We start from the raw sequence: 12524 nt of genomic DNA, 5'->3' as shown, positions 1-12524 counted from the left end.
GGCCTTACTCCTGGTTTTTCAGCACATCGGGCACATAGGCCCGGTGGAAGCCGTTATAAGTTTCGCTGTTTTTCGCCTTGCCCAGGGTCCAGGCGCGGCTGCCCTGGCTGGCCGCGCCGTCGATACGAATGGTATTGCCGCTGATGAAACTGGCCCCCGGGGTGAGCAGGAAGACGATGGCTGCTGCCACTTCCGATTCGCTGCCGATGCGCTGCAGCGGTACATGATCCTTGAGCGAGCGGATCATGTTCTTCATCGATTCGGGGTAGGTGTCCATGCCGCTGGAGGCGATCCAGCCCGGTGCCACGGCATTGACCCGCACCCCGGCATGGCCCCATTCATAGGCGGCGGTCTTGGTGAAGTTCTCCATACCGGCGCGCGCTGCGCCCGAGTGGCCCATGCCGGGCATGCCGCCCCACATGTCGGCGAGCATGTTGACGATGCTGCCACCGTGTCTGCTCATGCTTTGCAGGAACACTTCCTTGGCGATCAGGAAGCCGCCGACCAGGTTGGTGCGCACCACGGTCTCGAAGCCTTTCTGGTTGATGCCGATCAGCGGCGCGGGGAACTGGCCGCCGGCGTTGTTGACCAGATGATGGATCTGCCCGCGCTCGGCCACCACGGTCTTGACCATGGCCTTGACCACTTCTTCGTCGCGGATATCGCACACCTGAAAACTGGCGCTGCCACCGTCCTCGCGGATTTCGCCACAGGTGGCTTCGAGCTTTTCCAGCTTGCGCCCGACCAGCACCACATGGGCCCCCAGCTGGGCCAGTTCATGGGCGGTGCAACGGCCGATACCGCTGCCGCCACCGGTGACCATGATGGTCTGGCCGCTGAACAGGCCGGGTTTGAAAACCGAGTCGTAGCTCATGGTTATTGTCCTCGCTCGAGGCTAGCGGCCAGCGCCTTGGGCACCGGCACCGGGAATTCCAGCAGCTGCTGGGCGAAGGCCTTGCCTTGCGGGTCGATGCGGAGGCTGGCCACGCCACCGCCGCCCAGGGCGTTTTCCAAGAGGAAGTTCAGGCTATGGCTACCGGGCAGGTACCAGCGGCTGACCTTGCCGGTTTGCGGGTCCAGGGTGTGCTGCATCCATTCGGCCACGGCACCTGCGCTCAGCGCAGCGGCGATCCAGGCCAAGTAGTCGGGCTTTCTGGCCATTACGCCGATATTGCTGTGGTTGCCCTTGTCGCCGGAGCGCGCCACGGCCAGCTTGATCAGCGGCACGCTAACGTCGGCCTGACCCGCTGGTAGCGGGGCGACGCTATCCGCGGCGATCTGGCTGCTGTCCAGCACCTCGATCCGCGGCAGCGCGACCGGCGTGTGATCGCCGTTCATTTCCACTGCCAGGGCGCAGGCGTTCTTGTCGACAAGCAAGCTGAACAGGCGAATCACCGGATACACCGTGGGGCGACCACCGACGATGCCGGTCAGGCCCGGGGCCATGCCGGTGGCAGCCTGGGCGATCTCGCGGGAGAACAGGATCAGCGCTTCTTTCTTCGCGTGACGCACGGCGATCTTGATCACGATCTCGCGGGTGTCGGTACGCTGGCCACGGGGGCCGTAGGTGGCTTCGGAACCGAGCAGTTCGATGCTGACTTCCTTATATGGACCCCAGCCGCGCTCGGCGAACATTTCCTCGGTCTTGTTGATGATCGCCTGGCTGACGCGCTGGGCTTTTTTAACCGCATCGATACCCGCCATCAGGCAGCTGGCGGTGCAGCGGAAACCATCCGGGTAGGTCGCGCTGACCTTGTATTGAGCGGTGGGTGCAAGGCCGCGGGCACCCCTGAGCTCAACGCGGTTTTCACCGACCTGCTTGAGCTCGACCCGGGTGAAATCGCACAGCACATCGGGCAGGTAATAGGCGCGTGGATCGCCGATCTCGTAGAGCATCTGCTCGCCCACAGTCAATGGCGTGACCAGGCCGCCGGAACCCTGCGGCTTGCTCACGACAAAGCTGCCATCGGCGGCCACTTCCACCACCGGGAAACCGATATGCTCGTAGTCCGGCACGCTCTGCCAGTCGGTGAAGTTGCCGCCGGTGCACTGCGCGCCGCATTCGATGATGTGCCCGGCCAATGCGGCCTGGGCCAGCTGGTCGTAGTCGCTCCAGCTCCAGCCGAATTCATGCACCAGGGCGGCGCTGACCACGGCGCTGTCGACCACGCGGCCGGTGATGACGATATCGGCACCCAGCTTCAGTGCTTCGACAATGCCGGGCGCGCCCAGGTAGGCGTTGACCGACAGGCAAAAGGGCGGCAAAGGCGCACCCGTGAACATCTCCACGGTGCCGACCTTGATCAACTCACCCAGTTTGGGTTGCAGGTTGTCGCCGTGCAGCACGGCGATTTTCAGCTCGACGCCGGCCTGCGCACAGGCCGCGGCCAGTGCAGCGGCACAGGCGCTGGGGTTAACCCCGCCGGCATTGCTGATCACGCGGATCTTCTTGGCGGCGATCTCGCCCAAAAGCGGCGCCAGGGTTTGCACAAAATCGCCGGCGTAGCCGGCATCCGGCTGCTTCATCCGGGCGCCGGCCATGATCGACATGGTCACTTCGGCCAGGTAGTCGAACACCAGGTAATCCAGTGCGCTGCCCTGGACCAGTTGGGCGGCGGCGGTGCAGGTGTCGCCCCAGAAGGCGGAGGCACAGCCGATGCGTACGGTTTTAGTCATTGGCAGGGTCCGCAACACATGAATGAGGTGGTCCAAACACTACCAAGCAAGCGCTTGGTTTGAAAGCCCCTGAGTCGATATAAATTGCTCGAAATATGCCCAAGCGCTTGCTTGGGTGGCCGGTGCAGCATAAATTTCACTAATAGCGACAAGCACTTGGGCAAACCTGCTGCGTGTGCGCGGGCAATGGCAGTTTTTTACTGAGTTGCTCCAGTCATAAGAGAGTTGGAGAGTATTTAGCGTGGATGATCAACAAGCTCAGGCGGTGATGCGGCAACTGGTGGCCAGTGGGCAGATCACCGACCCGGACAGCGCGCGCGGCAAGCTGCTGCAAACCGCGGCGCACCTGTTTCGCAGCAAAGGCTACGAGCGCACCACGGTGCGCGACCTGGCCAGCGCGGTGGGTATTCAGTCGGGCAGTATTTTTCATCACTTCAAGAGCAAGGACGAGATCCTGCGCTCGGTGATGGAGGAAACCATCCGCTATAACACCGCCTTGATGCGAGCTTCATTAGCCGAAGCGAGCAACTTGCGTGAGCGGGTGCTGGCGCTGATCCGCTGCGAACTGCAGTCGATCATGGGCGGCACCGGCGAGGCCATGGCGGTACTGGTCTACGAGTGGCGTTCGCTCTCGGAGCCCAGCCAGCAATTTATCCTCGAATTGCGCGATACCTATGAGCAGTTGTGGCTGGATGTCCTGAGCGAGGCCAAGGCCGAGGGATACTTCAAGGCCGATCCCTTCATCCTGCGGCGCTTCCTCACCGGCGCCCTCAGTTGGACCACTTCCTGGTTCCGCCCTGAAGGGCCGATGAGTCTGGATCAGCTGGCTGAAGAGGCACTTTCGCTGGTACTCAAAGAAGTTTGAGCGTTCAATGCTAATAAATGGCCTTTTGCTACCACTGTCGCGGTCAGGCAATATCCGCCCAGCTAACACAAGAAGCCGCTCGCAGTTTGGTGTCGTTTCGAGGTGGGTGATTTGCGCGTGGTATTGCCGAGGCTGCTGATTGCCCTGTGTCTGCTCATGGCTTTGCCGGTTATAGCTGGCGAGCAGGTGCGGGTCGGCGCCTACCATTTCCCCCCTTACGTGGTTAAACCGGAAAGCGCTGCGCCTATTGGTCTGCTGCCGGAGCTGCTGGTGGCCCTGAATGCGTTGCAGAGCGACTATCAGTTCAGTCTGGTGCCGACCTCGGTGACCCGCCGTTACCGCGATCTGCAGAGTGGCCGTTTCGATCTGATCCTGTTCGAGTCGCCAGGCTGGGGCTGGCAGAATACGCCGCATGTCGCCTTGGATCTGCATATCGAAGATGCTGAAGTCTATGTCGCCCTCGCCAAGCCGGGACGCGACCAAAACTATTTTGAGCAGCTCAAGGGCAAACGGCTGGCGCTATACAATGGCTATCACTACGGCTTCGCCGGCTTCAATGCGGATCAGCAATTCCTCCTTGAGAACTTTGCCGCAGTGCTGACCTATTCGCATGACAGCAACCTGCTGATGGTGCTGCGCGATCGGGCCGATATAGCCGTGATCACCCGCTCTTATCTGCAGCGCTACCAGCGGCGTTACTCCGAGCGCAGTAAGGCTTTTCTGGTATCGCAGCGGGTCGATCAGTTTTACCAGCACTATGCGCTGTTCCGTGCGCAGTCCCCGCTGACGCCTGAGACATTCGCCGGCTTTTTGCAGGCGCTCAAGCGTAATGGGCAGCTGGATGCCTTGCTCCAGCGCTATCATCTGGTGGTGCCGGAGCCTCTGCTGAGTGACTGAAATCATTCTGTTCGGATGGCTTTCCCTCGGGTAGGCTGTTTTTCGAGGGTAAATATGGATGCTGGGGGGCATATGCGGCGGATGCTGAGCAGGCTTGTCAGGGGTTGTGCATTGTTGGTGGCGATACTCGCTGCGGGGCCGCTTGCAGCCCAGCAAGTGGTGCGTGTCGGCGGCGCGTTTTTTCCGCCATATGTGGCCAAGGCGGAGCAGTCGCAGCACGCCGGCTTACTGCCGCACTTGCTCGATGCGCTTAACCGGGCGCAGAGCGATTTCCGCTTCGTCGTGCGACCTACTTCGATTCCCCGGCGTTTCCAGGATTTCGAGCAGGGCCGGATTGACATGTCGATGTTCGAAAACCCGGCCTGGGGGTGGCAGGGTATTGCCCACAACGTTGTCGATATGGGGCTGGAAGATGCTGAGGTGTTTGTCGCGCGGGTCGAGCCGGAGCGTGGCCAGGGCTATTTCAAGCGACTCAGAGGCAAGCGTCTGGCGCTGTTCAATGGCTACCATTATGGTTTCGCCGACTTCAATGCCGAGCCGCAATTTCTCGCGAAAAACTTCAATGCGACCCTGAGCTATTCCCACGACAGCAACCTGCTCATGGTGCTGCATGGGCGAGCGGATATCGCCCTGGTAACGCGTTCCTATGTCAGCGATTTTCTCAAGCGTAATCGGCAGTACGCCGGGCAGTTGCTGATTTCCCGGCGGGTCGACCAGCGCTACCAGCATCGGGTGCTGCTACGCCCCGCCGCCCCGATCAGTGCGGCGCAACTTGGCCGGTTATTCGAGCAGTTGCGCAGCAATGGTCAATTGGCCACTATCTTCGAACCCTACCGGATCACAGTCAGGTCAGGCGCAGCGGATAGCTCAGTAGCAGCAGGTGCGAGAGATTGACCGCGCCGTGCAGGGCAACCGCCAGGCTCAGTCGGCCACTGAAGTGAAACACCAGGCCGTAACCCAGGCCGGCGATCCCCGCGACCACGGCGAATAGTGGACTGAAGGGCGCATGCACGGCGCCGAACAGCAGGGCGGTCATGAGGATTCCCGGCCAGCTACCTAACCAGCCGACCAGATAAGTCTGCAGCAGGCCGCGAAACAGCAATTCTTCGGCCAGGACAGCGACGCCCAGGTTGACCGCCAGCCACAACCACACTTCCTCCGGCCATTTTGGCTGCCAACCGACCATGCCCAGAGCCAGGGCCAGCAGGGGTATACCGGCTAGGGTCGCCAGCGCCACTGCCCAGGCCCGTTGCGCGTGGTCGGGGCGGGCGTGGGGTTGGCCCAGCCACCAGGCCAGCAAGGTCAGGCCGACCAGCAATTTGTCCCAGGACAGGCGCACGGCGTAAGGCGCCGCATCGCTGCTGATCTGCCGTGGCGGCGCCAGTGGCCAGGGCGTGAAACCCGGTATCAGGTGGGCGGCGAGGGCAATGCTGGCGAGCAGGCTGAGGCCCCACCACAGGCGCTTGGGCAGTGCCTGGTCGGCAGCCAGCAGGAGGGCGATGAAGAGCAGACCAGCAGTCAGCCCGACAGGTTGAATAAAACCCAGGCCAAAGCCCAGCCCCAGGCCGAGGGTTGGCAACAACAGGCGAAGAGGTAGCGGCACGGCAGCTCCTTGTGAGGGGCTGCAGTTTAGCGGCGCAGGCCGTTGAGTGTTACTGGAAATAGCGCTCGAGCAAATGCGGGTCGTCGAAGTGGGCTCGGCCGATAAAGGCCGTGGCATGCGTGCCCCACTGCCGCATGGCACCTGGCGAAACGACCCCGGATGGCCACAGCAGCCAGCGCTCCAGGCGCTCGCTGCCGGCTACCAGGCCGTCTTTGCCGTACAGGCTGCGCTGGCCTTGCGGGTGAGGCAATTGGCGCATCTGATCGAGCGGGCTGCGTTGGTAGAGCAGTGTGGGGTAGCGCGAGCGGCGAGCATCGACCCAGTGCAGGCGATGCTCGCCTGCACTCAACCACAGGGTCGCCGCCGTATCGCCATTGAAGTCCAGGCGTTGGCTCAGGCGTGCTTCTTGATCGGCATGCTGGCGCAATCGCAGGGGTGAGTCCGCGGGCAGGTAAAAACTGTGCCAGCAGCCACAGGGGTGGATGCTGTCGTAGAGCAGGGCCTTGCCTTGCCGGTCGAGGGTGACGCGCCAGAGCAAACCGTCCAGCTCGCCACCGTACAGATCCAGGGCGTTTGGCTTGGGGCGCTGGCTGAACCAGAACTGGTAGATCAGTTGCAGGTGCCAGCGGCCTTTCAGCTGGGTCCAGCTGCTGTGCTGGTAAAGCCGCGCCTGCAGCGGATTGAACGCTCGGCTGCCATCAGGGTGGTAGCGCGGGCTGCCGATGCGGTCGCTGCGGCTGGCTTGGGCAATTTTCAACCAAGGGGCATGGCGGGCGAACAGGGCGTCGAGTTGCTGGGCATCCGCCTGCGGCAGGCCCAGGCCATTTTCATGCATCATCAGCGGCAGCGGCTGCGCTGCTGGTGCAATCGGCTGGTAGCTCAACCAGTGTGCACCGTCTTCGGGCGCAGTGGCCTGGGCGGCGGCCTGCTGCCAGGCGGCAATACCCTGGCGGAAGATCGGCTTGAACAGCGGATAGAGGCCCAGGATGCGTGCCCAGTCACGATAGTTGTCGGGTACCTGCGCGGCCTCGACTGCCCGGGCAAACGCCCTGGGGTCGGCGCTCAGGCGTTCGACCTGCTCGGCACGGCAGGCGTCGAGCCTGTCCTGCCGAGCGGGGCTGCTCCAGTCGCGGCGCTGGGTCGAGGCTAATTGGGCGATTTCGATTCGGCTGGCCTCGGCATCGCGCGCGGCCAGGCGCTGCAGCCACAGGCGGCGCTGCGCCGGATTGTCCGCGCTAGGGCCAAGGGCGGCGAGGACTCTATCGCTGCGCAGGCCGACAAAGCCGGGCAGACGATGGTACTGCGCATCCTGATAGGCCTGGGTGGCCACCGGCAATTGCCTGAACAGCGTCGCACAGGTTTCAGTCGGTGCAGGTTGCCACTGTGCACAGCCGGTCAATAGGCCGGCCAGCAGGCTAACGCTTGCCAGCGTCCTCGGCATCCTGGGCTTCCATCTCGATCTTTCGTTCACGGACTTTCTGCAGTTGCTCGTCGGTTAGGGGCAGGGGTTTGGCAGTACGCAGCAGCACCAGCAGGCCGCCCACAATAGAGCCTAGAACGAGAACTATCAGTAACCAGATATACCAGGGCATGGTCGCTCTGCGGGGGGGGGGAGGAGGAGTCCTCACCATATCGCGCCTGGCCGGGCTTGTCAGGTTGGTAATCGTGCAGGTCGCTGTCACTTCAAGCCTCGTGGCGGCTTGCCCCTCTGCCCCCGACGTCGCTGGCGGCACTGGCCTAGGCCAGGATGACAAGGTGATGACGGGCAACAGGGCAGTCGGTGGCAGCGTGAGCAGTGTCACACGACGGCAACCTGGCGCTGATTGAATGGCGACTTTCCAGCATCAGGGAGTCTTTGCCAATGACCACCACCAGTGCTCTGGTGCGCCTGCTCAAATCGGTTATGCCCTTGGCGCCGGCGATGAGCATCGCGGATGTCGCGGATCGCTTGTTGACCCAGGAGCACAGGGCTTTTCTGTCCCTGCCGGTCGTCGATGCGGCGGGCAAGCCGCTGGGGTTGGTCAGTCGCAATGCCTTGCAGGACATTTTCATGCAGCGCTTCGGCCGCGACCTGCGCGGTCGTCATCCGGTGCATGAGGTGATGAATCCAGCGCCGCTGGTGGTCAGTCTGGACACCAGTCTGGAAGAGGCGGCCAAGCAGATCACCGGGCAGCTGCAATACCCGATCACCGAAGACTTTATCCTGGTCGATGCCCAGGGCCAGTACCGCGGCCTGGGCACCGTGCTGGATCTGCTCAAGGCCATGGAGGCGCGGATTGCTCAGCGCAATGCGGTGCTGCGCAAGGCGCTGGTCGATCTCAAGGAATCACAGGCGCAACTGGTGCAGTCGGAGAAGATGGCTTCCCTTGGGCAGATGGTCGCCGGCGTCGCCCACGAATTGAATACGCCGCTGGGCTACGTGAAGAACAATGTGCAACTGCTGCGTGAGCTGAGCGCGCCGCTGTTCGAGTTGGCCGAGGTGCAGGCGACCCTGGCCGATTGCCTGGCCGACCCGAACTGCGACGAAGCGCGCCTGGCCATGGCTCTGGACCAGGCGGCCAGCGCCCGTGAACGGGCCGCGCCGGAGCTGCTGGTCGAGGATCTTAACCAGCTGTTCGACGACACCCTCTATGGCCTGGAGCAGATCGCCGAGCTGGTGGTCGGTCTCAAGGACTTCGCCCGCCTGGATCGCGCCATGAGCGAGGAGGTCGACCTCAACGACTGTATCCGCAGCGCCCTGGTGATCGCGCGCAACAGCATCAAGGACAAGGCCGAAGCGGTGTTGCAGCTCGGCGACCTGCCGCGCATTCCCTGTGCGCCCTCGCAGATCAATCAGGTCTTGCTCAACCTGTTCACCAACGCCGCCCAGGCCATCGACGGTTTTGGCCAGATCCGGGTGAAAACCTGGGTCGAGGAAGCGGCGGTGTTCGTCTCGGTGCAGGACAGCGGCCGCGGTATGTCGCCAGCGGTGTTGGCGCAGATTTTCGACCCCTTCTTCACCACCAAACCGGTCGGCCAGGGCACCGGCCTGGGCCTGTCGATCAGCTTCAAGATCATCCAGGATCACGGCGGCCTGATCCGCGTCGCTTCCGAACCGGGGCGCGGAACGCGCTTTTTGATCCGCCTGCCGCGTCCGCAGGCGGCCGCACTGCAACGGAGCGCCTGACATGATCGCAGCACAGATTCGCATCCTGTTTGTCGACGATGAGGAGCGCATCCTGCGCAGCCTGGCTTTGCAGTTTCGCCGGCAATACCAGGTACTCACCGAGAGCGATCCGCGCCGCGCCTTGCAACGCCTGAAAAGCGAGACGGTGCATATTCTGGTCAGTGACCAGCGCATGCCGCAGATGAGCGGCGCCGAGCTGCTCGCCCAGGCCCGCGAGATCGCCCCGCAGACCCTGCGCATCCTGCTCACGGGTTACTCCGACCTGGATGCAGCCGTGGCGGCGCTGAACAGTGGCGGCATCTTCCGCTACCTGACCAAGCCCTGGGACCAGCAGGAAATGGCCTTCACTCTGCGCCAGGCGGCGGAAATCGCCGCGCGTCAGGCCCAGCTGCCGCTATTGCCGAGTGCCAGCCTGCTGGCCGCGCCGCTCAATGTGCTGTTACTCGATGACGACCTGCAAACGTTGGCCGTGGTTGGCGATTTTTGCATGAGCGGCGGCCATCGGCTGGTGCGTGTGAGCAACCTCGGTGAGGCGCTGGCCGTGCTCAACGCGCAGCCGGTGGATCTGCTGGTCAGCGATCTCAAGCTGGCCGGCGAGGAGGTCGCGCCCTTGCTGAAAACCCTGGCCCAGGCGCATCCACGTTTGCTGACCCTGGTGGTGACTCCGTTTTGCGACACCCAGGCGTTGCTCAAACTGATCAACGAGGCGCAGATATTCCGCTACCTGCCCAAGCCGATCCGCCGTGGCCTGTTCGAGAAAGGCTTGCAGGCCGCCGCCGAGCAGGCACTGCTGTGGCGCGCCCAGCCGGCGCAGATAGTCACGCGCCTGGCGCAGGTGCCGCGCGAGGCGCGCGAGCGGGAGAAGGTCGGGAGCCTGATGGGCATGTTGGGCCGCCTGCGCGAACGCCTGACGGCGTAGTGCGGCCCAGACGGCGAGCGGCTTAGCGGCGCACCTGCTTGAGGGTCTCGGCGATCAGGAAGGCCAGTTCCAGCGACTGGTCGGCGTTCATCCGCGGGTCGCAGTGGGTGTGGTAGCGATCCGACAGGCCATCTTCGGTGATCGGTCGGGCGCCGCCGATGCATTCGGTGACGTTCTGTCCGGTCATCTCGATATGGATGCCGCCGGCATAGCTACCCTCGGCCTGGTGCACGGCGAAGAACTGCTTCACTTCGGCGAGGATCTGCGCGAAGTCGCGGGTCTTGTAGCCGCTGCTGGCCTTGATGGTGTTGCCGTGCATGGGGTCGGAACTCCACAGCACCTGCTTGCCTTCGCCCTGCACCTTGCGCACCAGACGCGGCATATGGGCTTCGACCTTGTCCGCGCCCATGCGCACGATCAGGTTGAGGCGGCCGGGGTCGTTGTCCGGGTTGAGGATGTCGATCAGGCGGATCAGCTCGTCCGGGTCCATGCTCGGGCCGACCTTGACCCCGATCGGGTTGCCGACGCCACGCAGGAACTCGACGTGGGCGCCATCCAGCTGGCGGGTGCGGTCGCCGATCCACAGCATGTGCGCCGAGCAGGCGTAGTTACCGCCGGTGAGGCTGTCCTTGCGCACGAAGGCTTCTTCATAGTTGAGCAGCAGCGCCTCGTGGGCGGTGAAGAAGCTGGTCTCGCGCAGTTGTGGCGAAGTATCCATGCCGCAGGCACGCATAAAGGCCAGGGTTTCGTCGATGCGGGCGGCCAGCTGGCTGTACTTCTCGGCCAGGGCCGAGTTGGCGATGAAGTCGAGGTTCCACTGGTGCACCTGGTGCAGGTCGGCGAAACCACCCTGGGCGAAGGCGCGCAGCAGGTTGAGGCTGGCGGTGGACTGGTGATACGCCTGCAGCAGGCGCTCCGGATCCGGCACCCGGCTCTTGGCATCGAAGCCGATGCCATTGACGATGTCGCCGCGGTAGGCCGGCAGGGTGACCCCGCCGATGGTCTCGTCGTTGGCCGAGCGCGGTTTGGCGAACTGCCCGGCCATGCGCCCGACTTTCACCACCGGGCAACCGGCGGCGAAGGTCATGACAATGGCCATTTGCAGCAGCACCTTGAAGGTGTCGCGGATCTTCGCCGCGCTGAATTCGGCGAAGCTCTCGGCACAGTCGCCGCCCTGCAGCAGGAAGGCACGACCCTGGGTCACCTCGGCGAACTGGCGGCGCAGCTCACGGGCTTCGCCAGCGAACACCAGCGGCGGATAGCCGGCCAGGGTCTGCTCGACCTTGGCCAGGTGGGCGGCGTCGGGGTAGATCGGCTGCTGCTGGATGGGCTTGCTTCTCCAGCTTTCGGGGCTCCAGGCTTGCGACATGACGATTCTCGGCTTCAGGCGGTTAATTAGGCAGGTGGGCATGGTAACCGATCAGCCTGCGCCTTCAAGCCGATAGCCGTGATAGCGCCGCTGCATAACCGCCCGGATAGGGCCCTGGTGGGCCTTGCGCAAGACGCAGCAAAGCAGCCGGCGGTGAATTATCGCGTGACCCGGCGCGGGTGCTTCATTGACAATTGTCGCCTTTACCCTGGTGCGACTGGTCGGGGCTGTCAGGCTGGAGAGCGATAAATGCCAGGTTTACCCCCGGTGGACGAGATGAAAGACGAGGTGCTGCTCGCCGAAGTGCAGGATGCGTTCGGCGTAATCCGGGTGGTCGAGATCGGCGAATACCGCTTTCTCGAATTCGGCGACTCGATCGAGCAGAGTTGCGTGTTCACTGCCGACCCGAGTTGGCTGGAGTACGACTACACCCGCGCCATGCTGCTTGGCGGCTTGTGCCATCCAGTGCCCGAGAGCGCGCTGTTCCTGGGGCTCGGTGCCGGTAACCTGACCCAGGCCTGTCTCAAGTTCCTGCCGCTGGAGGATGTCGAAACCATCGAGCTGCGACCCGAGGTGCCGCGCCTGGCCATGCAGTACCTCGGGCTGGAGGACGATCCGCGTCTGACCATCCGCATCGGTGACGCCCTCGATCTGCTGGAAAGCGCGGAACGCGCCGACCTGATTTTCGTCGACCTCTATACCGACCACGGTCCCGGCGTTGGCCACCTGGCCTGGAAGTTCCTCGAGAACTGCCAGAAACAGTTGAATCCGGGCGGCTGGCTGATCATCAATCAATGGGCCGGCAATGACGGCAAGCCGCTCGGCGCGCCCCTTTTGCGCGGCCTCTACCATCGGCATTATTGGGAATGTCCGGTCAAGGAAGGCAATGTCATCCTGCTGGTGCCGGCCGATCTCGAGCAGCAGCTCGACTTGGGCGATCTGCACGCTCGGGCCGCGGCGTTGGCGCCGCAACTGGGGTATTCCCTGCAGCCGCTGATCGAGGCGCTGCGTCCGGCCAGTTGATTGCGT

The 12524-nt window shown here is 63.4% G+C and carries 12 protein-coding genes; 6 read left to right on the top strand and 6 right to left on the bottom strand.

Annotated features, from left to right (window positions below; translation table 11 throughout):
- Positions 1-4: 4 nt before the first annotated feature.
- Both PH586_RS05490 and PH586_RS05485 read right to left on the bottom strand, forming a co-directional pair.
- The gene (locus PH586_RS05490) at positions 5-874 is read right to left on the bottom strand and encodes an SDR family oxidoreductase (protein ID WP_271346772.1); all 870 of its coding nucleotides are present in this window, start codon (positions 872-874) and stop codon (positions 5-7) included.
- A 2-nt stretch (positions 875-876) separates the two neighbouring features.
- A complete protein-coding gene (locus PH586_RS05485) occupies positions 877-2676 on the bottom strand; it encodes an acyclic terpene utilization AtuA family protein (RefSeq protein ID WP_271346771.1) in 1800 nt (599 codons plus the stop codon).
- Between the two features lie 241 nt (positions 2677-2917).
- On the opposite strand from PH586_RS05485, the gene PH586_RS05480 reads away from it, so the two are divergent.
- The 3 genes from PH586_RS05480 (at position 2918) to PH586_RS05470 (ending at position 5332) form a co-directional block, all read left to right on the top strand.
- Complete coding sequence (locus PH586_RS05480) at positions 2918-3541, top strand: TetR/AcrR family transcriptional regulator (RefSeq protein ID WP_271346770.1); 624 nt, start codon at positions 2918-2920, stop codon at positions 3539-3541.
- A 156-nt stretch (positions 3542-3697) separates the two neighbouring features.
- A complete protein-coding gene (locus PH586_RS05475) occupies positions 3698-4438 on the top strand; it encodes a substrate-binding periplasmic protein (protein WP_271347054.1) in 741 nt (246 codons plus the stop codon).
- An 81-nt stretch (positions 4439-4519) separates the two neighbouring features.
- Entirely contained in the window at positions 4520-5332 is an 813-nt protein-coding gene (locus PH586_RS05470; protein ID WP_271346768.1) for a substrate-binding periplasmic protein, read from the top strand.
- Here PH586_RS05470 and PH586_RS05465 read toward each other — a convergent pair.
- The 3 genes from PH586_RS05465 to PH586_RS05455 are packed head-to-tail and all read right to left on the bottom strand — an operon-like array spanning position 5283 to position 7633.
- Complete coding sequence (locus PH586_RS05465) at positions 5283-6041, bottom strand: CPBP family intramembrane glutamic endopeptidase (RefSeq protein WP_271346767.1); 759 nt, start codon at positions 6039-6041, stop codon at positions 5283-5285. The two genes, PH586_RS05470 and PH586_RS05465, sit on opposite strands and share 50 nt — an antisense overlap.
- 49 nt (positions 6042-6090) lie before the next feature.
- The gene (locus PH586_RS05460) at positions 6091-7482 is read right to left on the bottom strand and encodes a hypothetical protein (RefSeq protein WP_271346766.1); all 1392 of its coding nucleotides are present in this window, start codon (positions 7480-7482) and stop codon (positions 6091-6093) included.
- Positions 7457-7633, bottom strand: coding sequence for a DUF2897 family protein (locus PH586_RS05455; RefSeq protein WP_271346764.1), 177 nt, complete (start codon positions 7631-7633; stop codon positions 7457-7459). Before PH586_RS05455 ends, PH586_RS05460 begins: the two co-directional genes overlap by 26 nt.
- 269 nt (positions 7634-7902) lie before the next feature.
- Here PH586_RS05455 and PH586_RS05450 point away from each other — a divergent pair, with 269 nt between their 5' ends.
- Both PH586_RS05450 and PH586_RS05445 read left to right on the top strand, forming a co-directional pair.
- Positions 7903-9207, top strand: a complete 1305-nt coding sequence (locus tag PH586_RS05450; protein WP_271346763.1) for a sensor histidine kinase — start codon at positions 7903-7905, stop codon at positions 9205-9207.
- Between the two features lies 1 nt (position 9208).
- Positions 9209-10126: a response regulator gene (locus PH586_RS05445; protein WP_271346762.1), complete on the top strand. Its 918-nt coding sequence runs from the start codon at positions 9209-9211 to the stop codon at positions 10124-10126.
- A 22-nt stretch (positions 10127-10148) separates the two neighbouring features.
- Here PH586_RS05445 and PH586_RS05440 read toward each other — a convergent pair whose 3' ends face one another.
- Positions 10149-11495, bottom strand: a complete 1347-nt coding sequence (locus PH586_RS05440; RefSeq protein ID WP_271346761.1) for a class II 3-deoxy-7-phosphoheptulonate synthase — start codon at positions 11493-11495, stop codon at positions 10149-10151.
- Between the two features lie 249 nt (positions 11496-11744).
- On the opposite strand from PH586_RS05440, the gene PH586_RS05435 reads away from it, so the two are divergent.
- Positions 11745-12518, top strand: coding sequence for a spermidine synthase (locus PH586_RS05435; protein WP_408636773.1), 774 nt, complete (start codon positions 11745-11747; stop codon positions 12516-12518).
- Positions 12519-12524: the final 6 nt, after the last annotated feature.

Source organism: Pseudomonas aestuarii, from assembly GCF_027988105.1.
GTDB classification, from domain to species: domain Bacteria; phylum Pseudomonadota; class Gammaproteobacteria; order Pseudomonadales; family Pseudomonadaceae; genus Aquipseudomonas; species Aquipseudomonas aestuarii.
Note: the sequence above shows the minus strand (reverse complement) of the source record. Positions and strands in the feature narration are given on the sequence as shown.

Bases quoted from the DNA above. Each gene is read 5' to 3' on its own strand.
- PH586_RS05455 (WP_271346764.1), bottom strand. From the start codon at position 7,633: ATGCCCTGGTATATCTGGTTACTGATAGTTCTCGTTCTAGGCTCTATT.
- PH586_RS05445 (WP_271346762.1), top strand. From the start codon at position 9,209: ATGATCGCAGCACAGATTCGCATCCTGTTTGTCGACGATGAGGAGCGC.
- PH586_RS05485 (WP_271346771.1), bottom strand. From the start codon at position 2,676: ATGACTAAAACCGTACGCATCGGCTGTGCCTCCGCCTTCTGGGGCGAC.
- PH586_RS05440 (WP_271346761.1), bottom strand. From the start codon at position 11,495: ATGTCGCAAGCCTGGAGCCCCGAAAGCTGGAGAAGCAAGCCCATCCAG.
- PH586_RS05450 (WP_271346763.1), top strand. From the start codon at position 7,903: ATGACCACCACCAGTGCTCTGGTGCGCCTGCTCAAATCGGTTATGCCC.
- PH586_RS05435 (WP_408636773.1), top strand. From the start codon at position 11,745: ATGCCAGGTTTACCCCCGGTGGACGAGATGAAAGACGAGGTGCTGCTC.
- PH586_RS05490 (WP_271346772.1), bottom strand. From the start codon at position 874: ATGAGCTACGACTCGGTTTTCAAACCCGGCCTGTTCAGCGGCCAGACC.
- PH586_RS05470 (WP_271346768.1), top strand. From the start codon at position 4,520: ATGCTGAGCAGGCTTGTCAGGGGTTGTGCATTGTTGGTGGCGATACTC.
- PH586_RS05475 (WP_271347054.1), top strand. From the start codon at position 3,698: ATGGCTTTGCCGGTTATAGCTGGCGAGCAGGTGCGGGTCGGCGCCTAC.
- PH586_RS05460 (WP_271346766.1), bottom strand. From the start codon at position 7,482: ATGCCGAGGACGCTGGCAAGCGTTAGCCTGCTGGCCGGCCTATTGACC.